The organism is Rhizobium sp. SVR5-2C, from assembly GCF_056755115.1.
In genome coordinates this window covers 1-22,102 of record NZ_JBNDHT010000120.1, presented here as the reverse complement: position 1 = coordinate 22,102, position 22,102 = coordinate 1, and the positions used below count along the sequence as shown (strand labels likewise).

At 60.1% G+C, this 22,102-nt stretch carries 23 protein-coding genes and 1 pseudogene; 9 read left to right on the top strand and 15 right to left on the bottom strand.

Annotation, left to right across the window (positions count from 1 at the left end):
* The 12 genes and pseudogenes from ACPYOI_RS26790 to ACPYOI_RS26735 form a co-directional block, all read right to left on the bottom strand.
* A pseudogene (locus ACPYOI_RS26790) lies at positions 1–466 on the bottom strand (flagellar motor protein MotA); the annotation flags it as partial.
* A gap of 112 nt (positions 467–578) precedes the next feature.
* Positions 579–1,379 carry an inositol monophosphatase family protein gene (locus ACPYOI_RS26785; RefSeq protein ID WP_481416086.1) on the bottom strand — a complete coding sequence of 267 codons (801 nt, stop codon included), beginning with the start codon at positions 1,377–1,379 and terminating at the stop codon, positions 579–581.
* Between the two features lie 207 nt (positions 1,380–1,586).
* Positions 1,587–2,684 carry a protein-glutamate methylesterase/protein-glutamine glutaminase gene (locus ACPYOI_RS26780; protein WP_481416085.1) on the bottom strand — a complete coding sequence of 366 codons (1,098 nt, stop codon included), beginning with the start codon at positions 2,682–2,684 and terminating at the stop codon, positions 1,587–1,589.
* Between the two features lie 12 nt (positions 2,685–2,696).
* Positions 2,697–3,542 (bottom strand): CheR family methyltransferase, encoded by an 846-nt coding sequence (locus ACPYOI_RS26775; protein ID WP_481416084.1) that lies wholly within the window; start codon positions 3,540–3,542, stop codon positions 2,697–2,699.
* Between the two features lie 22 nt (positions 3,543–3,564).
* A complete protein-coding gene (locus ACPYOI_RS26770; protein WP_168831527.1) occupies positions 3,565–4,041 on the bottom strand; it encodes a chemotaxis protein CheW in 477 nt (158 codons plus the stop codon).
* A 2-nt stretch (positions 4,042–4,043) separates the two neighbouring features.
* Positions 4,044–5,969, bottom strand: a complete 1,926-nt coding sequence (locus ACPYOI_RS26765; protein ID WP_481423599.1) for a HAMP domain-containing methyl-accepting chemotaxis protein — start codon at positions 5,967–5,969, stop codon at positions 4,044–4,046.
* A gap of 363 nt (positions 5,970–6,332) precedes the next feature.
* On the bottom strand, positions 6,333–8,156 hold the full coding sequence (locus tag ACPYOI_RS26760; RefSeq protein ID WP_481416082.1) for a methyl-accepting chemotaxis protein: 1,824 nt from the start codon (positions 8,154–8,156) through the stop codon (positions 6,333–6,335).
* A 203-nt stretch (positions 8,157–8,359) separates the two neighbouring features.
* Complete coding sequence (locus ACPYOI_RS26755) at positions 8,360–10,063, bottom strand: methyl-accepting chemotaxis protein (protein ID WP_481416081.1); 1,704 nt, start codon at positions 10,061–10,063, stop codon at positions 8,360–8,362.
* Between the two features lie 30 nt (positions 10,064–10,093).
* Positions 10,094–10,597: a chemotaxis protein CheW gene (locus ACPYOI_RS26750; RefSeq protein WP_481423598.1), complete on the bottom strand. Its 504-nt coding sequence runs from the start codon at positions 10,595–10,597 to the stop codon at positions 10,094–10,096.
* On the bottom strand, positions 10,594–12,642 hold the full coding sequence (locus ACPYOI_RS26745) for a chemotaxis protein CheA (RefSeq protein WP_481416079.1): 2,049 nt from the start codon (positions 12,640–12,642) through the stop codon (positions 10,594–10,596). The genes ACPYOI_RS26750 and ACPYOI_RS26745 overlap by 4 nt, the downstream gene beginning before the upstream one ends.
* Positions 12,639–13,007 (bottom strand): response regulator, encoded by a 369-nt coding sequence (locus ACPYOI_RS26740; RefSeq protein WP_481416078.1) that lies wholly within the window; start codon positions 13,005–13,007, stop codon positions 12,639–12,641. The genes ACPYOI_RS26745 and ACPYOI_RS26740 overlap by 4 nt, the downstream gene beginning before the upstream one ends.
* A complete protein-coding gene (locus ACPYOI_RS26735; RefSeq protein WP_481416077.1) occupies positions 13,004–13,333 on the bottom strand; it encodes an STAS domain-containing protein in 330 nt (109 codons plus the stop codon). Before ACPYOI_RS26735 ends, ACPYOI_RS26740 begins: the two co-directional genes overlap by 4 nt.
* A gap of 379 nt (positions 13,334–13,712) precedes the next feature.
* Here ACPYOI_RS26735 and ACPYOI_RS26730 point away from each other — a divergent pair, with 379 nt between their 5' ends.
* Positions 13,713–15,425, top strand: a complete 1,713-nt coding sequence (locus ACPYOI_RS26730; RefSeq protein ID WP_481416076.1) for a chemotaxis protein — start codon at positions 13,713–13,715, stop codon at positions 15,423–15,425.
* A 3-nt stretch (positions 15,426–15,428) separates the two neighbouring features.
* Here ACPYOI_RS26730 and ACPYOI_RS26725 read toward each other — a convergent pair whose 3' ends face one another.
* Positions 15,429–16,508: a tetratricopeptide repeat protein gene (locus ACPYOI_RS26725; RefSeq protein ID WP_481416075.1), complete on the bottom strand. Its 1,080-nt coding sequence runs from the start codon at positions 16,506–16,508 to the stop codon at positions 15,429–15,431.
* Between the two features lie 9 nt (positions 16,509–16,517).
* A complete protein-coding gene (locus ACPYOI_RS26720) occupies positions 16,518–17,171 on the bottom strand; it encodes a thiamine phosphate synthase (protein WP_481416074.1) in 654 nt (217 codons plus the stop codon).
* Between the two features lie 107 nt (positions 17,172–17,278).
* Here ACPYOI_RS26720 and ACPYOI_RS26715 point away from each other — a divergent pair, with 107 nt between their 5' ends.
* Together ACPYOI_RS26715 and ACPYOI_RS26710 are read left to right on the top strand one after the other, a co-directional pair.
* Positions 17,279–18,043, top strand: coding sequence for a sulfite exporter TauE/SafE family protein (locus ACPYOI_RS26715; protein ID WP_481416095.1), 765 nt, complete (start codon positions 17,279–17,281; stop codon positions 18,041–18,043).
* Between the two features lie 67 nt (positions 18,044–18,110).
* A complete protein-coding gene (locus ACPYOI_RS26710) occupies positions 18,111–18,371 on the top strand; it encodes an ArsR/SmtB family transcription factor (protein ID WP_168831516.1) in 261 nt (86 codons plus the stop codon).
* 173 nt (positions 18,372–18,544) lie between these two features.
* Here ACPYOI_RS26710 and ACPYOI_RS26705 read toward each other — a convergent pair whose 3' ends face one another.
* Positions 18,545–18,718 carry a YdcH family protein gene (locus ACPYOI_RS26705; RefSeq protein WP_481416073.1) on the bottom strand — a complete coding sequence of 58 codons (174 nt, stop codon included), beginning with the start codon at positions 18,716–18,718 and terminating at the stop codon, positions 18,545–18,547.
* A 228-nt stretch (positions 18,719–18,946) separates the two neighbouring features.
* Here ACPYOI_RS26705 and ACPYOI_RS26700 point away from each other — a divergent pair, with 228 nt between their 5' ends.
* From ACPYOI_RS26700 to ACPYOI_RS26675, 6 genes are all read left to right on the top strand, one after another.
* Complete coding sequence (locus tag ACPYOI_RS26700) at positions 18,947–19,150, top strand: YdcH family protein (protein WP_481416072.1); 204 nt, start codon at positions 18,947–18,949, stop codon at positions 19,148–19,150.
* Positions 19,151–19,169: 19 nt separating this feature from the next.
* Positions 19,170–19,664 carry a 5-(carboxyamino)imidazole ribonucleotide mutase gene (purE, locus tag ACPYOI_RS26695; protein ID WP_481416094.1) on the top strand — a complete coding sequence of 165 codons (495 nt, stop codon included), beginning with the start codon at positions 19,170–19,172 and terminating at the stop codon, positions 19,662–19,664.
* Positions 19,661–20,725, top strand: a complete 1,065-nt coding sequence (locus ACPYOI_RS26690; protein ID WP_481416071.1) for a 5-(carboxyamino)imidazole ribonucleotide synthase — start codon at positions 19,661–19,663, stop codon at positions 20,723–20,725. Before purE ends, ACPYOI_RS26690 begins: the two co-directional genes overlap by 4 nt.
* A gap of 154 nt (positions 20,726–20,879) precedes the next feature.
* Positions 20,880–21,005 (top strand): type B 50S ribosomal protein L36, encoded by a 126-nt coding sequence (gene ykgO, locus ACPYOI_RS26685; RefSeq protein ID WP_003582204.1) that lies wholly within the window; start codon positions 20,880–20,882, stop codon positions 21,003–21,005.
* Positions 21,006–21,115: 110 nt separating this feature from the next.
* Positions 21,116–21,730: a tetratricopeptide repeat protein gene (locus ACPYOI_RS26680; protein WP_168831512.1), complete on the top strand. Its 615-nt coding sequence runs from the start codon at positions 21,116–21,118 to the stop codon at positions 21,728–21,730.
* 64 nt (positions 21,731–21,794) lie between these two features.
* On the top strand, positions 21,795–22,102 hold a 308-nt coding region (locus ACPYOI_RS26675), incomplete at its 3' end, for an alpha/beta fold hydrolase (RefSeq protein WP_481423597.1).

Genomic DNA, 22,102 nt, shown 5'->3' with positions numbered 1-22,102 from the left:
CCAGAAGGCCAATGAGATAACGCGACGTATCGCGGGATTCATCGAGGCGCGTGGCAATCGAGTCCAGGATGGAGCGTAGCGCAGTGGTCGAGAGTGCCGCCGTCGACTTACGATTGCCGATCAGCGCGCGCATCGGCGCAAGCAGTCTCGGATTGCGGTTGACCTTGTCTGCGCTACCGGCTGCGCGGAAAGAATTGAACCACCGCACTTCCGGACGAAGTGACAGCACGTGGCTGAAGACGAGGATGATCCCGACAGCAAGGACGCCGAGAATCAGGCCGTTGAGGCCCGGATTGTGCATGAAGGCTGACTGCGCCTGCCGGAAAAGAATGGCGGCGATGAAACCGACGATGACAAGAAAAAGCAGCATCGTCCAGAGAAACGGCATCGGACTGGAGAGCTTGTAGACATAATTGCCGCTCGGTTTTTCGGTCGAGCCGAACTCCGCCGCATTCACATTTTCCATCGTTGCGCAGCCTCCGGATTGCTTGCAGCCGGAGACTAGAGCAACATTGTGCCGAATTGAAGTATGCGCAAAGAGAAAACCGTGTCTTTACAACAGCCAGTTTTCGCCGACGTCATTTCGTAGGTATCGGGCGCTTGATGGTTTCCATCAGAGCCTTGTGAATATACTCGTTGCCGGCGACGAGCGCGCCGGTATCAAGAATATCCGTCCCACCGTTCCAGTCAGTCGCATAGCCGCCCGCTTCGCGGATGAGCAGGATGCCGGCTGCGATATCCCACGGAGACAACCCCGTTTCCCAAAAACCGTCGAAGCGACCGGCGGCAACGTAAGCAAGATCGAGCGCGGCCGAGCCCATGCGGCGAATGCCGGCCACTTCGCCCATGACATGACGAAGCTCGACAAGAAACTTGCCGTGATTGCCACGGCCGAGATGCGGCACGCCGCAGCCGATGACGGAATCCGAAAGCACGCGGCGGGCGCCGACGCGCAGACGACGATCGTTGAGAAACGCCCCGCCGCCGCGCTCCGCCGTGTAGAGCTCGTCAGTCGCCGGATTGAAGACGACGCCGGCGACGATTTCGCCGTTGCGCTCGAGCGCGATCGACACGGCAAACATCGGAATGCCGTGCAGGAAATTGGTCGTGCCATCGAGCGGATCGACGATCCAGCGATGGGCGCCGTCAGTGCCCTTGATCTCTTCGCTCTCCTCGCCAAGGAAGCCATAGGTCGGCCGCGCCTTCAGCAGTTCGTCCTTGACGATCTTTTCGGCCTTCCGGTCGGCGTTGGACACGAAATCGCCCGGGCCCTTCACAGACACCTGCAGGTTCTGCACTTCCCCGAAATCACGCCCCAGCGACTTTCCTGCCTTGATGGCAGCCTGAACCATGACATTGAGAAGAGCAGAACGGGCCATCGGGGCATTTTCCTTGGAACTGGACGGGATGCGCTGTCAGGGGGAAAGTCCCTGATCGCCGGAAACGGCAGCGCTCATAAAAAGGTTGGCGGCCTCAAGACCACAAAATCGGGCAAATTTCAAGGGGAACCAGGCATGGCGAGATCGGCGGACCTTCCGGCCGGAATTGCCGTCGAGGCTCACCGGTCTCGAACTGCGCGATGAAGCTCAGAACTTCTGCTGGGTTAGCAATACTTCGCGAGCGATCTGGTCGAGCGGTAAAATGCGATCCACGCCGCCTTTGGCGATTGCTTCCTTCGGCATGCCGAAGACAACCGAGCTCGCCTCATCCTGCGCGACCGTGTAAGCGCCGGCCTCATGCATCTCGAGCATGCCACGCGCACCGTCATCGCCCATACCCGTCATGATGATGCCCATCGCGTTCGAACCGGCAGCCCGCGCAGCGGAACGGAAGAGCACGTCGACCGACGGGCGATGCCGCGAGACCAGCGGACCGGTCTTGACGGAAACATGGTAGCGTGCGCCCCGCCGTTCCAAAAGCATGTGCCGGTCGCCGGGAGCGATCAGCACGTGACCGCGAAGTACCGGATCGCCATCCGCCGCTTCCTTGACTTCCACCTCGCAGAGACCATTGAGACGCTTGGCGAACGCCGCCGTGAACTTTTCCGGCATGTGCTGGACAATGACCATTCCCGGCGCATTGGCAGGCAGCGCTTCCAGGAATTCGCGAAGAGCCTCTGTTCCGCCGGTCGATGCGCCGACGCAGACCACCATTTCCGTCGTCTTCGCCATCGCGCGGCCGGTCGGCGGTGGAAGCATTGCATCCGCCGTCAGTTTCTTTGCAGGTCCTTCTGCCGACGCCGAGCGGATCGTCCCTGCGGCACGGCGCGTCGCAGGCAGCCGCGCATACGAAGCACTCTTTACCACCTCGCGGATGCGGATTGCGTCATCGGCCAGACTGTCCGCCGCGCCGATCTTCGACTTCAGGATGATATCGACGGCACCAGCCTCCAACGCTTGGATCAGCGTCTCGGAACCAGCCTCAGTCAATGACGAACACATGACAACCGGGATGGGATGCTGGGACATCAGCTTGCGCAAGAAGGTGATGCCGTCCATGCGCGGCATTTCCACATCGAGCGTGATGACGTCCGGGACATCCTCCTGCAGCTTTCGCGCAGCCATGAAAGGATCACTCGCGACACCCATGACTTCGATGTCCGGGTCCTCTTGCAAAACACGGGTCAGCGTCTGGCGCACGCTAGCGGAGTCGTCGATGATTAGAACGCGGACTTTCTTTCCCATCTCGCCTCTGCTTCAGGTCTTCTGGAAAACGGTATTGGACACCTGCTTCAACGGCAAGTCGAAACCAGTGATCGATTCCGAATGGCCGATGAACATGTAGCCGCCTTTTGCCAGGCAATCGCACAACCGGCTTAAGACGCCCTGCTGCGTCGGCTTGTCGAAATAGATGAGAACGTTGCGGCAAAAGATGATCTGCATGAGATCGCCGACGGGATATTTCTCATCCATCAGGTTCAGGCGCGCAAAGCCGACTTTGCTGCGCAGCTTCGGCGAAATCCGTACTTCGCCTCGCCCGGACTGCTTGGCGGTCATCACGTATTTCCGCTGCAGATCGTGAGGAACGGGCTGGACGAGGTCCTGCGGATATATGCCCCTGCGGGCCGTCTGCAACACATCCGTGCTGAGATCGGTCGCGAGAATACTGTACTTCAGGTCGTGGCGCGCTTCGGTGAATTCGGCAAGCACCATTGCCATCGTATAGGGTTCAGCGCCTGTCGAGCAGGCGGAGCTCCAGGTGCGGATGGTGCGAATGCCGCTGTTTACCAGCGCCGGCAACGCCACCGCCTGCATAAAGTCGAAATGCCTCGCTTCGCGGAAGAAGTCCGTCTTGTTCGTCGTGACGACGTCGATCAGATAGATCGCCTCCTGTTCCAGTCCGCCATCATCGAAGAGGAAATCGCAATAGTCGTCGAACGTCGAATGGTTCGTCGCGCGAAGCCGCCGGCGCAACCGGCCCTCCAGCATCGTCAGCTTTGTCGGCGGCATCTTGATACCGCTGTAGTCGTAAATGAACCGGGCAAGCATATCGAAATTGCGCTTGCTGATCCGGTCGCCGGCTTGCACCGCTGCCATACTCATGAACTACTCCGAGGTGGCGGCGCTAGGCCGCCGATTGCAATACGGAAGCGTCCTCGCGCGACAGGAGCCGCGCGAGATCGACGATGACGACGAAGCCGTTTTCGCGGCGCACGACGCCCGCAATGTAATCGGACCGCCAGCGAACACCGATGTCCGGCGCCTGCTCGATCTGGTCACGCCGGAAAGGCGTGACCTCGAAGACACGATCGGCGACAAGACCGAGCGTCAGCGTGCGGTTTTCCATCGGAATGTCGAGCACGAGCACCCGCGTATGCGAGGTAGGCACTGTCTTCGACAGGCCGAGCTTTAGCCTAAGGTCAATCGTCGGAACGCCCTGGCCGCGCACATCGCGAAGGCCGAGCAGGTAATCAGGACCGTTCGGAATCTTGAAGGCTTCCGCATAGTCGAGAATTTCCCGCACAACCTCCACCGGCACGGCGAAAGTTTCCTCGCCGAGGCTGAAGGTCACGAACTGAGCTTCCAGGGACGTTGTAGCCATCTTTATGCGCTTTCCTTGAAATCGGCGTCGCCGTCATCGGGACCGCCCATGGATAGATCGAGAGCAAAACCCTTCACCCGCGCCTGCTGGGCGGAGACGCTGTTGGCTGCCGGAGCCTTACCAGCAGGCTTGCGAGGGGCTGCAGTGGCCGGGCTGCGGACAGTCATTTTGGCAGCTGGCGTGCGGCTCCCGCGATTGCCCGAGGTCTCGATCTTGAAGAAGGCGATCGAGGCCTGCAGTTCTTCGGCCTGCGTGGCGAGCTCTTCGGAAGTTGCCGACATCTCTTCGGAGGCACCGGCATTCTGCTGGGTCACCTTGTCGAGTTGCTGGATCGCTTCGTTGATCTGCGTAGCGCCGATATCCTGCTCGCGGCACGCCGCGCTGATTTCGGAGACCAGTTCGGCGGTCTTGCGGATATCCGGCACCAGACGGCCGAGCATGTCGCCGGCATCGGCAGCAGCCTTCACCGTATCACTCGACATGGACGAGATTTCCGCCGCCGCCGACTGGCTGCGTTCGGCAAGCTTGCGCACTTCCGACGCGACGACCGCAAAGCCCTTGCCATGTTCGCCGGCACGGGCTGCCTCGACAGCGGCGTTCAGAGCGAGCAGGTCGGTCTGGCGGGCGATTTCCTGAACGATGCCGATCTTCTCGGCGATCGTACGCATCGCATCGACCGCACGGGCGACGGCTTCGCCGCTTGCCTCGGCGTCCTTGGAGGACTGGCGAGCGATTTTTTCGGTCTGTGCCGCATTGTCGGCGTTCTGCTTGATGTTGGCGGCCATCTGCTCCATCGAAGCGGAAGCCTCTTCAGCCGAGGCTGCCTGTTCGGTCGCCCCTTGAGAGACCTGCTCGGAGCTTGCCGACAGTTGCTGGCTGCCAGACGACACATTCTCGGCGGCCGCAATCGCATCGGCGACGACGCCGCGCAGGCGTTCGACCATCTGCTCGAGAGCGATGCCAAGCACATCCTTGTCGGAGAGCGGCGTCGGAGAGACCGTCAGGTCGCCGTTCGAGATCTGGTCGGCGATGTTGGCTGTCGTACGCAGGTTCGTCACCATGCTTTGCATGGCGAAGCCGAGCACGTCCTTCTCCGAAAGCGGCTTCGGGTCGATCGAGAGATCGCCTGCCGCGATGCTGTTTGCCACATCCGCAGTGCGGCGGAGATTGGCAGTCATGCCGTTCATCGTATCGACGAGATCCTTGATCTCATCATTCGTACGAACTTCGATCGTCTGCTCCAAATCGCCAATGGCAACGGCGTTGGCGGCGGCACGAATTTTCGACAGGCCGCGCATGATATCGATGCCAATCCACAGCGCCGTCGCGATAGACAGGGCCACGCCAACGGCTGCAATGACAATCAACATGTTGAATGTGCTGCCGAATGCCGCGTCAGCCGCCTCATCGCCTGCGCTGATCGCTTTGCGCGTCAGGCCCGCGAGCGATTCCGTCAGCCCGTCAAGCTTTTCGGCAGCAGCTCCGCCTTCGGTCTGGTCGACTTCAACGGCTTGGTCGCGCTGACCGGCAAGCGCAAGCTCCCTAATTTTGTCGTTCAGGCGAGCGTAATCGCTCCAAAAATCGGCGATGGCCTGCCACTTTGGCTTGAGCTCGTCAGCCGCGCTGTCCTTCCCGAGCGCAAGCGCGTCTTCGAACGCTTTGCGCTGTTGCTTGATGCCCTCGACCGCCTGCTGCGTCCGCTCCGCAGTCGTGGCCAGCAGAAGATCGCTCTCGGCCAGATTTAACGAGTCGAATGCTCGGGCGAGATTGGAAGCGTAGCCGTCCTGGCGTACCGGGCCGGTGAGGAGATCGTTCTGCATCGATGCGACCATGCTCGCGCCCCGCATACCGAACGCAGCACAGGCAATGGTCACAGCAATCAGCAGCCCGAAGGCCATTGTCATTTTGGCTTTGATCGTAAAGCGCATTTGGAGAATCCTTTATTTCAGCTGGCGGTGGGAGCACCGCCCCGCTGGTTTCCGGCGCATCGGCTCGAAGAACATCTACCCCTCATGAGATCATCGTCGCTCGCTTGAGGTCCGCCGTCTGCCAGCTCGCCACAATCTCGCGATCGGCTCTCCAACCGCAGCGCGCCGGACTGCGGACGTTGACCTACCTGCCGGTAGAGGGCTCCAATGCACCGCACCATGGCTGGGAGGGATCGCCTGAGATCCTGGCAACCATTTCACAGTACGGGGAAACCCGCCGATTGCGATACCAACGCATACACACGTTGGGCATTTCAGGCCGCGGACCAGGAGTCCGCGGCAATCTCAGTTCCAACGGAGCGCTCAGGCGCTTTCGCGGAAGTCTTCATCACCCACGTCCGGGCCACCCATCGACATATCCAGTGCGAAGCCCTTGGCGCGTGCCTGCTGCGCAGAAACGGACTGGCCACGGCCAGCGTGGTCTTGCGCGATCTTGCGAGCCGGAGTCTCCACGAGCTTGCCAGAGGTTTTAGCCGACGCCCTGTGAATACCGGCCTTCTTTGGTCCTGCCGTATCAACCTTGAAGAAGGCGATCGAGGCTTGCAGTTCTTCGGCCTGTGCTGCCAGTTCCTCGGAGGTTGCCGACATCTCGACGGAGGCACCGGCGTTCTGCTGGGTCACCTTGTCGAGCTGCTGGATGGCCTCGTTGATCTGCGAGGCGCCGATATCCTGTTCGCGGCAAGCGGCACTGATTTCGGAAACCAGTTCAGCGGTCTTGCGGATATCCGGCACCAAGCGGCCAAGCATGTCGCCAGCTTCCTGGGCCGCCTTGACGGTATCGCCCGACATCGAGCTGATCTCGGCTGCCGCCGACTGGCTGCGCTCGGCAAGCTTGCGCACTTCCGACGCGACGACCGCAAAGCCCTTGCCATGTTCGCCAGCACGGGCAGCTTCGACCGCCGCGTTCAGAGCGAGCAGGTCGGTCTGGCGGGCGATTTCCTGAACGATGCCGATCTTCTCGGCGATCGTACGCATGGCATCGACTGCACGCTTGACCGCGTCGCCGCTCGTCTCGGCGTCCTTGGCGGACTGGCGGGCAATCTTTTCGGTCTGCGCCGCGTTGTCGGCATTCTGCTTGATGTTCGCGGCCATCTGCTCCATCGAAGCGGAGGCCTCTTCGGCTGAGGCTGCCTGCTCGCTCGCACCCTGGGAGACCTGCTCGGAGCTTGCCGACAGTTCCTGGCTACCGGCAGAAACGTTCTCTGCGGCCGAAATCGCATCGGCGACGACGCCGCGCAGGCGCTCGACCATTTGTTCAAGAGCGATGCCAAGAACGTCTTTGTCCGAAAGCGGCTTCGGAGACGCCGTCAGGTCGCCGTTGGCGATCTGGTTCGCGATCTCTGCGGTATTGCGCAGGTTATCCGTCATCTTCGTCATGGAGGCGACCAGATCGCGGATTTCATCGTTGCTCTTGTGCTCGATACTCTGATCCAGATCGCCGATGCTGACGGCGTCGGCCAGATTGACGGCACGCCTCAGGCCACGGGAGATATTGAGCGAAATCCAGGTGGCGCAACCGACCGAGAACACGATAAGCAAGACGGTAATGGCAACGAGATGGAGTCGCGAGTTGGCATACTGAGCGTCGGTCGCCTGATCGGTTTCGTTGACGTCGCCGGAAATCGTGTCCCGCATGTCCTCCATGACCTTGAGAGCTTTGTCCATGAGCTCGCGGCCTTGCTTCATCGTCAATCCGGAGGCCTCGGAATTCGACTCGGCGGTGTTCTGCGTTGCCAGGTCGGCAATTCGTTTCTGGATAGGCACGTATTGTTCGTAGACTGCCCTGAATTGACCGGCCTGTGTCCGCACATCCGGATCAGCGGAAGCTTCGAGCTTTACGGTCAGATCTTCGATTCCGTTCTGATGGTCGAGCATTGCCTGAACGAACTCGGCGATCTCGGCAGGATTATTATTTAGGACCGCATTCTTTTCGGCCCGGACGCTGTTATTGAGCATGTCGCTGAGCGCGGAGACGTTTTTCAAATCGTTGATCGGCTCCGCGATCATCTTTGTGATCTCGGAATTCAGCGACGAAAGATTGTAGATCGCAAGACCCGCCATCAATCCGCTAAGCAAAATGACCGCGGCGAAGACCAAAGCCAGCTTTAATTTGATCGTTAGACGCATGAGTAGCCCCTTGGGTATTTTAGAAAGACCGGTGTCATCCCAACCGGTTTTCTGAGTGCGCGAGCGGTTCGCATTGTGGAATGAAGAGCCTTGCATCTACTCTTGCGTGAGCGAGTGGCAGAGCCAGCCACGCCTCCAACGTCAACATCCGTTGGGCATCATCAATGCCGCGACTGGCAAAACCAGCCGCGGCATTTCATTGATCAGGCGCTTTCGCGGAAGTCGTCGTCACCGGCGTCCGGCCCACCCATCGACATGTCCAAGGCAAAGCCCTTGGCGCGTGCCTGCTGGGCGGAGACGGACTGGCTACGGCCGACGTGCGAGACATCCTGCGATGCCTTGCGAATGGGAGCATTGATGACTTTTGCAGGAGTCTTCGCTGGAGCCTTGTGAGCGGCGACCTTCTTAGACCCGGCCGTATCGACCTTGAAGAAGGCGATCGAAGCCTGGAGTTCTTCAGCCTGTGCTGCCAGTTCTTCGGAGGTTGCCGACATCTCTTCGGAGGCGCCGGCATTCTGCTGGGTCACCTTATCGAGCTGCTGGATGGCCTCGTTGATCTGCGAGGCGCCGATGTCTTGTTCGCGGCAGGCAGCGCTGATTTCCGAAACCAGTTCCGCGGTCTTGCGGATATCCGGAACCAGACGGCCGAGCATTTCGCCGGCGTCGCGGGCTGCCTTGACGGTGTCGCTCGACATTGAGCTGATCTCGGCGGCAGCCGACTGGCTGCGCTCGGCAAGCTTGCGCACTTCCGACGCGACGACCGCAAAGCCCTTGCCGTGTTCGCCTGCACGGGCAGCTTCGACGGCAGCGTTCAGAGCGAGCAGGTCGGTCTGGCGGGCGATTTCCTGGACAATGCCGATCTTCTCGGCGATCGTGCGCATGGCATCGACCGCACGGTTGACGGCGTCGCCGGAAGCTTCCGCGTCCTTGGCCGACTGACGGGCGATCTTTTCCGTCTGGGCGGCATTATCGGCGTTCTGCTTGATGTTCGCTGCCATCTGCTCCATCGAAGCCGATGCTTCCTCGGCAGAAGCTGCCTGTTCGGTCGCCCCTTGCGAGACCTGCTCGGAGCTTGCTGACAGTTCCTGGCTACCCGAGGAGACGTTGTCGGCTGCCGACAAGGCATCACCAACGACGCCGCGGAGGCGTTCGATCATGATGTTGACGTTTCCGAGAAGTTCACCGATTTCGTCGCGGTTGGTGATCTCGGCCATCTTGGTCAGGTCGCCTTCGGAAACCTCGCGGACGACCGTGTTGGCGCGGGAGAGCCCCTTGCTGATCGTGCTTGCAATCCAGAAGGCCGTTACAGCTGCCATGAGGAAGGCGGCGCCGACGACGCTGATCATGAAAAGGCGTGTCTGCTGGTACTCCGCTTCGGCATCGTCGTCGGCGACGTCGAGCTGGGACTTCTCGAGTTTCGTGATGGCCTCGACGGCGTTGTCGATATCGGTCGCCGCCTTGCGGGCAACCGTCGAGGAGATGTTGTTTGCGCCTGCCCGGTCGCCGGCGCGCATCAGCTGGCGGATCTCGTCGTCGGACTGGTAGAAGGCCACCGACAGCTGGCGGATATTGGCCCAGAGCGGCTTGCCGTCCTCGGTGGAGATCGCCTCGGCTTGCGAGAGCGCCTTTTCGAAATCGGCGCGGCCGGCGTCACCATTGGTGATCGCAGCTTCCATTGCTGCCTGATCGGCTGCCATCAATAGGTTCTTCTGCTGGCGGATGGCCTGCAGCTCGCCGATGTTGATCTGCTGCGCCAGTTCGAGGCGCAGGGCCGGGCCGGAAAGCACGTTACTGATTGCGGTATTGAGCCCGGAAAGGCTGATAATGCCATATGCGGCCGTACCCATCATCATCACGATAATGAGCGAAAACGCCGCCACTAACTTTGTCTTGATCGTCAATCGCATAATTTTAAACACCTCTTTGCCTGTCCGGGATTAGTTTCCCGCGCCGGCGGCTTCGTGCTTCGAAGAGAAAATCGCCTGAAGATTGGGGAGGATGATGAATTCGCCGCCCCGCTTGACCAGGCAATTGATGTAGTCTGCGCGCCAGCGCATGCCGACGCTTGGCGGCGCTTCGCTCGCGGACTTTGCAAGCGTGGTGACTTCATTCACCTTGTCGGTCCTCAGACCGACAAGCGTCTGCTCACCCTGCAGATCGATCTGGATGACGATGATGCGGCTATCAATCGTCGCTTCGGTTGCCTCCATGCCGAAGGCGAGACGAAGATCGGCAAGCGGAATGACCTTGCCGCGGAAATTGATGACGCTTGCGACGAATGGCTGGGCACCGGGCACCGCGGTTTCCGGAAGCAGATCCAGGATTTCCTGGACGATGACGGCTTCGAGCGCGAAAGTCTCGCCGTTCATGTCGAAGGTCAGAACTTCGACTTCTTCGGCATAGTTCCAATGATGGCTGATCTTCTCTGCTGCTGCGCTCATCCTGCTACCCGCAATTGCGCCTCCTGTTGTTGACCGGCGGCCACGAGATGTCCGACGTCGAGAATGAGGGCAACGCTGCCGTCGCCGAGAATGGTGGCGCCGGAGAAGGTCGCCACGTCGTGATGCAGCTTCGACATCGACTTGATGACCGTCTGGTGATCGCCGATGATCTGGTCGACGACTAGGCCGACGCGTTCCGTACCTGTCGAGATGACGACGACCTTCTGGTGCACGTCCGGTTTGGTGCCGGTGCGGAAGAGATCGCGCAGGCGAAGGAACGGCACGAGGCTGTCGCGCAGCGAGATGAAGCTGCGGCCGCGCGAGCGCAGATCCTCCTCCAGCGACAGTTCGAGGCATTCCTCGACCGCCGAGAGCGGGATCACATAGCGGCCCGAACCGACGCGGACGAGCAGACCATCGATGATGGCGAGCGTCAGCGGAATGCGGAGCGACACTTCGGAGCCCTCGCCCGGAACGCTGACAATATCGATCGTGCCGCGAAGCGCCTCGACGGTCTTCTTGACGACATCCATGCCGACGCCACGGCCGGAGAGATTGGTGATCGTCGCCGCCGTCGAGAAGCCCGGAGCAAAGATGAGCTGCAGCAGTTCGGAATCCGAAAGCTGCTGCCCGGGGGCGATGAGACCAGACGATTCCGCCTTGGCACGCACCCGGTCGCGGTTGATGCCGCGGCCGTCGTCCTTGATGGAGATGATAACCTCGCCGCCTGACTGGCGGGCCGAGAGCGTCACGGTGCCTGCCTCTGGTTTACCGGCGGCAAGGCGGTCGCCAGGTGTTTCCAGACCATGGTCGATCGAGTTGCGGACGAGATGGACCAGAGGATCGGCGAGCCGCTCGATGACGGTCTTGTCGACTTCGGTGCTTTCTCCTTCCGTCACCAGCTCGATGACCTTGCCGGTTTCGCGGGCGAGATCGTGAACGAGGCGGCGGAAGCGCGAGAAGAGAGTTGCGACGGGAACCATGCGCAACACCATCATCGTGTCACGCAATTCGCCGGAAAGGCGCTCGATCTCTTCGGAGACGGAGCGAAGGGCTATGTCGGCGCTGGAGCTTGCGAGCTGGCTGAGGCGCGACTGGGCAATGACAAGCTCGCCGACGCGGTCCATAAGTTCGTCCAGCCGCTCGGCTGGAACGCGGACGTTCTCCTGCGCCTTGGCCTGGCGGCCATCGGCCAGAGCAGCCGCCTCCCGCTTTGCAGGGACGGCCTCGACCGGTTTGAAGGCGGGCACAGGCGCGGGCGGCGGGACCGGTTCGGCGGCGGCAACTACCGTGGCGGCAGGCGTCTCGACTTCGGACACGACCTCGGCGGGCGCAGCGACATCAACGACTTCGAGCTCCATGTCGTCCATGACGAAAATGAAAACATCATCGATTGCCGAGCGATCGTGTTCGGTGCTCAGCATGACTTCCCACGAGATGTAGAGCTCGGTCGGAGAAAGCTCGGACAGCGGAGGGATCGCAGCCGTATTAGCGCGCACGGTGCATTCACCGAGATCACGCAGTTCGTCCAGCAGGCCGAGCGGATTGGTGCCATTGGCCATGGCATTCGATGGAAGGCTAAAGCGGATGCGCCAGTTGTTCTTCTTCTTTGCTGCGGGCGGTACGGCTTTGGCAGCCGCCGGCGCGACTACGGTCGCCTTTGCGCCCGCGTGACTGCCGACCGCTGCCTGCAACTGCACAAGGAGCTTCTGTCCGGTATCGCCGTGATCGGCATCCGGCTGGTCCACCAGCGCACGCATGTGGTCCTGCGCGGCGAGGACGGCGGCGACCAGTTCGGCCGTTGCCGGCACTTCGCCCTTGCGGACGCGATCGAACGCAGTTTCGCAATGGTGGGTAAAAGCGGCAAGCGCCTCGAAACCGAACATCGCGCCGGAGCCCTTGAGCGTATGAAGCCCGCGGAAGACGGCATCGACAAGATTCTTGTCGTCAAGCTGATGAGTGAGATCAAGAAGACCTGCCTCGATTGCTTCGAGGCACTCGGCCGCTTCCATGCGGAAGACTGCAACCGGATCGAGCGCGCTCATCGTCCTAAAACCTTCTTGACGATCTTCACGAGGTTGTCGGGATCAAAGGGCTTCGTCAGCCAACCGGTGGCGCCCGCTGCTTTCGCGCGCGCTTTCAGATCGGCATCGGACTCGGTGGTGAGAAAGATGATCGGAACACCGGTATGCGCCGGAAGCTTGCGCAGTTCCTCGATCATCGTCAGGCCGTCCATGATCGGCATGTTGAGATCGGTCACGATGAGGTCGAATTGACCGCCTTTTGCCGCCGCAAGCCCTTCAGCCCCGTTGACCGCTTCCGTTACGGTGTAGCCGGCATTGGTGAGCGTGACCTTGGTCGTCAGGCGGATGCTGGCGGAATCGTCGACTGTCAGAATGTTGGCGCTCATGCTGTAACCTCTTTATGCAACCAGAACTTTGCGTCTTCGCGATCGAACGCTTCGATGAGACCGGCGCGCTCGAGAACCTTCAGGACCGAGCCCGCAGCCGGAGCCGCCAGCGAAACTTTCTTGTTTTGTGCTTTGGCTTCACGGCGAGCAGATTCGACGAGCTGGACGAAGCTCAGATCCGCATCGAGCCCTTCCTCGATCTTAATGACGATGGAGCTATTGTTACTTAACGCAGCAACAATACTTGCGTTTATTTCTGCTATATTTCTTATATTTAATGTATTTGATACAGAAATATATTTATAAAATTCTTCTTGCGGCTCCAATTAAGCCTCCTGATCGGGAGAAATACTTTACGACCCTATAAGGACTCTCACGACAGGCTTAACCGCGGGTAAACAGGGGTTGTATGAAAGCGCAATTCAGGCGAGTCCCGACTCCCTGAATTTTCATCGGGGATAAGTTATAATGAGACTCGTTCAGCTTTGACGAAACTGAGCTTTTTCAATCCATTAGTTGACCGCCACGAAGTTCGCCTGACAAGAACGTTTGTTTTCTTAACCTCCCGTTAATCACAACGTCCGCGAGTCCTGCGTGTTTACCGGTCGTTTCCATCCTGCCCGTAGAAATAGAACAGAACTTGCCTCTATTCTAAGTAAAGGGACAGACGTGACACACGCGAGGGGGACGGCACGGGCGGCGTTATTGACTTCGGCTTCGAGCGTTGGAGAGACGCTCGAGACCGCCCGCAGTCAGGTCGAGGAACGGTTCCTGGAAGGCGGCGCCGTGCTGCTTTCGGTGATGGATGTCTTGAACCGTCTGCTGAATTCGCTCGACGCGATTACGAAGTCGCTCGACAGCAATGAGTCGAGTGATGCAGGCGCCGACCTGAACGCGACGGTCTCCAATCTCACCGCTCTGCCGGCGGCAGAAGATGCCCGCCAGCAAGCGCTCGCCTCGCTTGCCGAAACGGGCACCGGCCTGCGTAAACACGTAGCCGATATGCAGGAGACGATGCGCTATCTGCGCACCTTCGCCGTCACCGTGAAGATCACCGGTGCCGGCCTTGCCGAATTCGACGGCTTTGCGCAGGAAATTCTCGAGCGCATCTACTCCGGAACCGACGAGGTCAATCGTTTCGCGGCCCACCTGGACATCCTCGAAAAGGAGGTAAAAACAGCGCTTGCATTTGGTGCCGCCGTCTCCAAGGGGTATGCCGAGACGGTGCCGGCGGTCGCCAAGGCGCTGCATGACGATGCGCAGAGGATCGCGGCACATCGCCAGAATCTCGGCGTGATAGCCCGCGATGTTGGAGCCATTGCGCGCGGCGTGCAGAGCAAGGTCGCTTCGACGCTTTCCGCGCTGCAGATCGGCGATATCACCCGGCAGCGCATTGAGCATGTGCAGAGCACATTCACTCTTCTCGAAGAGTTCCTCGAAAACGGCGAGGGCAAGGCACTCAATCCGGATCAGCGTAAGCGGCTCGAAAACGTCATCAGCCATTTGACGGCGGCCCAGATGGACGACATGTGCCGGGACTTCCATCGGGAATCCGGCAGCGTCATCAAGACGATTGCGAGCTTCGGCCATGATACGCAGGAGATCCTGAAGCTCCGCGATCAGATGAGCGGGCAGAGCGGCGATGCCGGCGGCAACGTCATGCGGGCGCTGGAATCGAGTGTTTCAGCCGCACATGAGATCGTCATGCAGGTCGATACCGCAAGCCGCCAGGCGGATCAGGTCAGCCATTCGACACTCGGAACGGCTGCGAAATTGCTCGAAGCGATCGGCAATATCCGCGCTGTCAAGACCGATATCAACTACATGGCGCTGAACACGAACTTGCGCTGCAGCCGCCTCGGTGAGGCAGGCAAATCGATCAACGTCGTCACCGCCGAGCTGCGCATCTTTGCCGGCAAGCTCGACGACTCGGCGGACGCGATCGTCAACGGCCTGCCAGCGCTTGAAGCGGCTGCCGGCAAGATCGCGCCAGCGTCAGACGCAAGCTCGGGTGGCCTTGGCGAAAGCCTGACATCGGCCGTCGGTACCATCCGGTCCGCCGCCAATCTCATGGAAGAGGAACTGAAGGTCCTCGCCGAACATGGCCGCGAAGTGGCAAACAAGATCAACCTGATGATCGGCAAACTCGATTTCCAGCATGATCTGGGCGAGGTGCTGGCCCGTTGCGCAAGTGTGCTCGAGGAGACGGCTGGTGCGGAGGTCGCAGATATTTCCGACCTCGCGGAGCTCGTTGAACCCCTCGATCGCAAGATCTTCAAACTCTACACGATGGTTCAGGAACGCAACGTTCACCGTGGCATCATTCCCGCAACGGAAGAGACGGCACCGACTGCCGCCGCGCCCGAAGCCGCCAAGCCAGCGGATGATGAGGATCTCTTCGCCGATGCGCTGTTCTAAAAGCTAAGGCAAGCGCCGGAACTTGTTCGCCCGGTCGATCGCCTGCTTTTGCTGGGTGTCCTCGATGCCGAGGAAGAAGTCCTCGAGCTCGGGATCCGGCAACCCGGCCCGGCGGGACAGCACGTACCATTTCGCCGCCTCGACCGGGTCCGGCGCAGTTCCGAGCGCATTGACGTAGAGATGCGCGAGCTTGTTCTGCGCCGCGACGTTGCCGCGATTGGCGGCGAGCTTCAGCCACAGGAATCCGTTCACGAAGTCGCGTGGTCCATTCGTGCCGTTTACGAGCCAGATGCCGAGATCGAGCTGCGCCGTATCAAAACCGGCACGCGCCGCGCGGGCCAGCCATTCGCGCGCCAGCTTCTTTTTGTCCGCCGGCAGATCGGGAAGCGCGGAGTAGATCTGCGCCACGGCGTACTGGGCATCGGCTATGCCCTGCTCTGCGGATTTCTCGTAATAGGGAAGCGCGAGTTTAAGTCCGTCCGGCCCCGGATGGTCGACCGTCAAGAGTTGGCCCCAGTTGAATTGCGCCGAAGCATTGCCGCTGTCGGCGGCGCGGCGCATGTAGTCATCGGCCTTATTCTTGTCGCGTGGCACGAGTTCGCCTGCCATCAGGATCAGCGAGTATTTGAACATCGCCGCCGCATCCCCGCCCTCGGCCGCCTTGCCGTACCAGAACGCCGCACTCTTAAGATCGCGGCGCACGCCAAGCCCGTTAAACTGCAGTTCGGCAATCAGCGTCTGCGCTGCGGGATCGCCAAGCTGCGCACGAGGCAGGGCCAATTGCATTGCCGTCAGATAATAGCCCCGCTGATAGGCACCATAAGCCGCGTCGGCCGGGCCTTTGTATTGCTTTTCAGGCGGCAGGTCGGGAAGCTTTGCGCCCATGCGGTCCAACACGCCGAGGCCACTCGAAGGCTGCGTTCCTTCGGGAGGCCGGTTCGTCTTCAGCGGCTCGGCTTCTGAACCGACTGGGCGTGTCACGATGTTGTCGACCGTTTGCGCCCACGCGCCATGCGGCAAGGCAACCGCCATTACGGCAGCGGACAGGAGGAAACGGCGCAAGCGGACGGTGACGTTCGGCATGGCCGCGTATCAATCCTCAAACCGTGGCGCTTTTTCGTCAAGAAGCGCGTTGACGTGAGCAACGATGGACGGAGCCTGCCCCGGCTCTGCGAACACCGCCATACGCAGCGCTACGAACTCCGCACCCGACTCGGCGACAACCAGTGCCGAGGCCGGATCAGTGCCGCCCATGACGACGCACGGAATTTCGATCATCGAGGCCCACCATTCGCCGAGCGCGACATTCTTCGGATGGGCTTCCGGTTTGATGTCGCCGTCAAGTTTGCCGAAGAAGATATAGTCCGGTCGTTCCTCGCCGACCTCCAAAGCCGTGTGGCGGTCGGTCGCGTTGCCGCCACCGACGATCAGCTTGCCGCCGGATTTCTCGATCGCCTCGGCAATTTCGGCGGCTGAACCCGTCAGATGCAAGCCATCGGCTTTCGAGCGACCGACGACACGGCTGTCGCCGGCAATCAACGCAGCAGCGCCGGCATTTTGGATGACGGGTACCAGTTTCTCGGCGTGCTTTTGAAACGTACCGGCGTCAAGCCCGTATTGCGGCACGATTACCGAGGCGACATCGCCGCCCTTCAGGGCATCAGCGAGGATCTTTGCCTGCTCGTCGGCATCCGCGATGTCCGGAACGATCAGGACAAGGCGGCAGCGGTTTTCCGGTTCGGTCATGAACTCTTTCCGTTCTCAGCAGATTTCGCCCGCAGGCGGCAAATCCACACTCGTTTTGTGTGAGTAATTCCGTTAGACGGGGCTGGCAAGGGGAGGACTTGAAAAGCATGCTGCCGGAGCTGTCATTCTTTTATGCCGCGATACCTGCTGTGCTGCTTGTGGGCCTCGCCAAGGGCGGAATGGGTGATGCGCTGGCACTGATCGGCGTTCCCATCCTGGCGCTGGTCGTCTCTCCAGTCGAAGCAGCCGCCATCCTGCTGCCCATCCTGGTCGCCATGGACATGATCTCACTCGTTATCTGGCGCAAGCACGGCGACTGGACGACGATGAAGATCATGCTGCCGGGCGCCCTCTTCGGCATCGCGCTTGGCTGGGCAACATCCGCCCTGGTGCCCGGCAATGTGCTGCGCGTGGTCATCGGCACAGTTACTGTGCTCTTCTGCGCCCGCTACTTCTGGAACAACTTTGGTCCCGGGGCAGGAAAGATCATCCCGCCTCACGGTCAGCGGCCTTTGCTTGCAAGCTTTTGGGGTATCCTTTCCGGCTATGGCAGTTTCGTCGCCCATGCAGGCGGTGCTCCATTTCAAATCTACGCCCTGCCCCTGAAACTGCCACCACGCGAATTCACCGGTACCAGCGTTCGCTTCTTCGCTATCTTGAATGCCGTAAAGCTCGTACCCTATTTCGCGCTGGGCCAGCTCGATACCGAAAACCTCCTGACGTCGGCGATCCTGCTGCCGTTCGCTCCGCTCGCCACCATGGCAGGCGCATGGTGCGTGCGCCGCATGAAGCCGACGATCTTCTACCCATTCATGTATGGCATGGCGTTCATCGCTGCACTTCTGATCATCTGGGAAGGCTTGGCTCTCTAGGCCGTCCGGATCGTTGCAGCGCACAATTTTCTTGCCGGAAAGGTGGCTTTGACGTAGCTTTTCGCCCATGTCGAACGCCGATCCTTTCGCCGCGATATCAGACCCGAACCGGCGGTTCCTGCTGGAGCAGCTCAGGCGTGCACCAAGAACGGTCAATGAACTCGCCGAAAGCCTTCCGATCAGCAGGCCGGCAGTATCCCAGCACTTGAAGGCTCTTCTCGACAGCAATCTCGTGTCGGTGACCTCCGAAGGCACAAGAAGAATTTACGCGGTCAACAACCGCGGCTTCGACAAGCTGAATCTGTGGCTTGATCAATTTTGGGCGTAGAGCCTTTCGAGGCTCCAGCAACGATCTCCCAATGAAAATGCGCCAGCCCAACGCCGCACTGGATGGACTGACGCATTGTTTGTGGAAGAACCGCCGGTTCTTGCTAAACTTATCGAGGGGTTGGTTTTATCCGTTTTGACAGTGCAAGATGATCGCCCGGCGAACTGCACTACTTAATGAACGGAAGATTTCAGACGTTGGATTTCGTCCTTGATGCGCAATTTTCTGCGCTTGCATTCCGCAATTTCCGCATCTTTTCTGGAGGGTGATGCCATTAGCGAATGTAACTCTTCCTCCAGAGCTACATGCTTTTTCTGGAGTGATTCAAGATGAGCTTCAACAGTCATTTGACCCTTCCTTCCTCTCGCCTTCCCCAGCCATCCATCGCTGGAGCTCAAGGCCTCAACGGCCGGACTGTGACATATTTTTGAATTATTGTCGAAGGCGAAAACGTGGTCAGTCGGCGGCAAATTCATGATCAACACTAACTAGCCGTTATCGCTATTTGGTGATAGGAGCTTGCGGAAATTATCGGCGAGCCGGACAACGGCCGAAGACGGGATTGGGGAATGCAAATGGCCGATCAGGAACAGGCGGAAATCAGGCTCATGGCGGCGCGCCTGCGTCAGGAGCACGAAGATTACGACACCGCGATCAATGCCATGATTGCCATGGGGTGCGACGCGCTGCGCATCCAGCGTATGAAAAAGAAAAAACTGGTCATCAAAGACAAGTTGACCAAGCTCGAAGACCAGATCATTCCGGATATCATCGCCTGAAGGGATAAGGCCGTTGACGCTGACAGACAGACCGCCCGTCGCCATCATCATGGGCAGCCAGTCCGACTGGGAGACCATGAAGAACGCCGCCGACACGCTGGAGGCGCTGGAAATCCCGTACGAAGCGCGCATTATTTCGGCGCATCGAACGCCGGATCGCATGGTAGACTTCGCCAAGAACGCGCGTGACGAGGGCTTCAAGATTATCATTGCCGGCGCAGGCGGTGCCGCCCATCTTCCGGGCATGACCGCCGCATTGACGCCGCTTCCGGTCTTCGGCGTTCCCGTGCAATCGAAAACGATGTCCGGCCAGGACAGTCTTCTTTCCATCGTCCAGATGCCGGGCGGCATTCCGGTTGGCACGCTCGCAATCGGCAAGGCCGGCGCCATCAACGCCGCGCTGCTTGCTGCCGCCGTGCTGGCACTTTCGGATGAGGATATTGCCGAGCGGCTCGATGATTACCGCGAGCGGCAGAGCGCCTCGATCGCCGAATATCCGATGGACAACCTATGACGGCAAGAACGATCGGGATTATCGGGGGCGGCCAACTTGGCCGCATGCTTGCGATGGCCGCTGCGCGGTTAAACTTCCGCACGATCATTCTCGAACCGCAGACCGATTGCCCGGCCGCCCACGTCGCGAATCACCAGATCGTCGCCGCCTATGACGATCCCGCGGCATTGGCCGAGCTGGCGAAGACCTGCGACGTCGTCACCTACGAGTTCGAGAATGTGCCGGTCTCGGCAGCCGAGGCTCTGGCGAAGAACATCCCCGTCTATCCCCCACCGAAGGCGCTCGAAGCAGCGCAGGACCGGCTCGTCGAAAAACGCTTCATCAACGACTGCGGCATTCCGACCGCGCGGTTCCACGCCGTCGATAGTCAAAGCGAGCTTGAAGCGGCCCTTGAGGATTTCGGCGGCCAGGGCGTGCTCAAGACGCGCCGCCTCGGCTATGACGGCAAGGGCCAGAAGGTATTCCGCTCCTCTGCCGACAGCGCGAACGGCGCCTATGCCGCTCTCGGCAGCGTGCCACTCATTCTGGAAAGCTTTATCCCCTTCGAGCGCGAGATTTCGATCATCGCCGCCCGCGCAACGGACGGCACCGCCGTCGCCTTCGATCCGGCGGAGAACGTGCATCGCAACGGCATTCTGCACACATCGACCGTTCCCGCGTCGATCTCCGATGCAACCGCCGAAGCGGCTCGCAGGGCAGCGGAAGCGATTCTCTCGTCGCTCGGCTATGTCGGCGTCATCGGCATCGAATTCTTCGTTCTTTCGGACGGCAGCCTGATCGCCAACGAGATGGCGCCCCGCGTCCACAACTCGGGCCACTGGACCGAGGCCGCCTGCATCATCTCGCAGTTCGAGCAGCATATTCGCGCCATCGGCGGCCTGCCGCTTGGTAACGCGGACCGCCATTCCGATTGCGTGATGCAGAACCTGATCGGCGACGATATTCTCAGCGTTCCGGATTGGCTGAAACGCCGCGACGCTTTCGTGCATCTCTACGGCAAGACCGAATCCCGCCCGGGCCGGAAGATGGGCCACGTGACTGTTCTAACGGCGAAAGCCTAGGTTTTGCCCGAGAAAACGCCTTCATGTAGTTGACACAGGCATGAGGCCGGGTTATCTGCACGGCCAACCTAAAGAGCGCGCTCCGAGCGCGCTTTTTGATTGTCTAAAGTACGGGCGAATGTGAAATTCCCCCCAGAGATCGCGGATCAGAAAAATGAAGATCAAGAATTCGCTCAAGTCGCTCAAGGCTCGCCATCGTGACAACCGTCTGGTTCGCCGCAAGGGCCGCATCTACATCATCAACAAGCTGAACCCGCGCTACAAGGCTCGTCAGGGCTGATTTAGCACGATCCGGATTGGCCAGCGCAATTGTGCGCTACAGGCTTTCCGGTAAGGTCGCTTAGGTGATCACGTCAAATTTTCTTTGATCTTCGGCGCTGGCGGGCTACATTGTCCGCCATGCGCTTTTTTGCTTTGACCTGTGCGGTCCTGCCGCTTGCTCTCGCTTTCGTTGCACCTTCCTTTCCCGCTTTCGCAGCAGAGAAGGAAGTCATTGCCGAACAGCCGGATGCCAGCGCCTCCCCCAAACAACGCCTGGACAACCTCTTCGCCCAGCTGAAGCGCGAGCGTGACCCGGACAAGGCAAGCAGCATCGCGGAAGAAATCCGCCTGGAATGGAACGATTCCGGCAGCGCCACGGTGAACCTGCTGATGCAGTGGGCCGACAAGGCGATCGAGGATAAGCGCAATGCCGCGGCTTTCGATTTCCTCGATCAGGCAATTGCGCTGAAGCCGACCTATGCCGAGAGTTGGAACCGCCGCGCAACGCTGAATTTCGCCATGGGCCATTACCGCAAGTCGATGTCCGACATCGAGCATGTGCTCGAGCTTGAGCCGCGCCACTTTGGCGCACTCTCCGGAATGGCCGCGATTCTCAGCAATTCGGAGAACGATCAGCTCACGCTAAAAGCCTGGGAGCGCTTCCTCGAGATCTATCCGGCAAATCGCGCAGCGCAGCAGCAGGCAAATACGCTTGCCGAAAAACTCGCCGGAAGCCCGACCTGATCTTGACGCTCGACCGGGCTGCACAATCTTACCCACGGTAGTGCAATTTTTGCCGGCTGACGCGATGCTTGCCGAAATTTCAACCCTCCTCGCTCCTGTCGCCGCCGCCATCGGCTACACGACTTACAAAGCCCGAAAGTTCGAACAGACCTTTCCGAATATTGGCGAACTCACCGATATCGGCGGCTACAAGATGAATGCCGTCCATATTCCTCGCCCCGGCACCGCCGATCTCCCGCCGCTGGTCTTTATCCATGGTGCATGCGGAAATCTGCTCGACCAGATCGGCGCCTTCCTGGTTCCGCTTGAAGGCCGCGCCGAAATGCTTTTCGTTGATCGTCCCGGGCACGGCTATTCGGAACGCGGTGGACC

Coding starts and splice junctions, on each gene's coding strand:
- ACPYOI_RS26785 (WP_481416086.1), bottom strand. CDS start 1,379: ATGGCCCGTTCTGCTCTTCTCAATGTCATGGTTCAGGCTGCCATCAAG.
- ACPYOI_RS26780 (WP_481416085.1), bottom strand. CDS start 2,684: ATGGGAAAGAAAGTCCGCGTTCTAATCATCGACGACTCCGCTAGCGTG.
- ACPYOI_RS26775 (WP_481416084.1), bottom strand. CDS start 3,542: ATGAGTATGGCAGCGGTGCAAGCCGGCGACCGGATCAGCAAGCGCAAT.
- ACPYOI_RS26770 (WP_168831527.1), bottom strand. CDS start 4,041: ATGGCTACAACGTCCCTGGAAGCTCAGTTCGTGACCTTCAGCCTCGGC.
- ACPYOI_RS26765 (WP_481423599.1), bottom strand. CDS start 5,969: ATGCGCTTTACGATCAAAGCCAAAATGACAATGGCCTTCGGGCTGCTG.
- ACPYOI_RS26760 (WP_481416082.1), bottom strand. CDS start 8,156: ATGCGTCTAACGATCAAATTAAAGCTGGCTTTGGTCTTCGCCGCGGTC.
- ACPYOI_RS26755 (WP_481416081.1), bottom strand. CDS start 10,063: ATGCGATTGACGATCAAGACAAAGTTAGTGGCGGCGTTTTCGCTCATT.
- ACPYOI_RS26750 (WP_481423598.1), bottom strand. CDS start 10,597: ATGAGCGCAGCAGCAGAGAAGATCAGCCATCATTGGAACTATGCCGAA.
- ACPYOI_RS26745 (WP_481416079.1), bottom strand. CDS start 12,642: ATGAGCGCGCTCGATCCGGTTGCAGTCTTCCGCATGGAAGCGGCCGAG.
- ACPYOI_RS26740 (WP_481416078.1), bottom strand. CDS start 13,007: ATGAGCGCCAACATTCTGACAGTCGACGATTCCGCCAGCATCCGCCTG.
- ACPYOI_RS26725 (WP_481416075.1), bottom strand. CDS start 16,508: ATGCCGAACGTCACCGTCCGCTTGCGCCGTTTCCTCCTGTCCGCTGCC.
- ACPYOI_RS26720 (WP_481416074.1), bottom strand. CDS start 17,171: ATGACCGAACCGGAAAACCGCTGCCGCCTTGTCCTGATCGTTCCGGAC.
- ACPYOI_RS26715 (WP_481416095.1), top strand. CDS start 17,279: ATGCTGCCGGAGCTGTCATTCTTTTATGCCGCGATACCTGCTGTGCTG.
- ACPYOI_RS26710 (WP_168831516.1), top strand. CDS start 18,111: ATGTCGAACGCCGATCCTTTCGCCGCGATATCAGACCCGAACCGGCGG.
- ACPYOI_RS26705 (WP_481416073.1), bottom strand. CDS start 18,718: ATGACTGTTGAAGCTCATCTTGAATCACTCCAGAAAAAGCATGTAGCT.
- ACPYOI_RS26700 (WP_481416072.1), top strand. CDS start 18,947: ATGGCCGATCAGGAACAGGCGGAAATCAGGCTCATGGCGGCGCGCCTG.
- ACPYOI_RS26690 (WP_481416071.1), top strand. CDS start 19,661: ATGACGGCAAGAACGATCGGGATTATCGGGGGCGGCCAACTTGGCCGC.
- ykgO (WP_003582204.1), top strand. CDS start 20,880: ATGAAGATCAAGAATTCGCTCAAGTCGCTCAAGGCTCGCCATCGTGAC.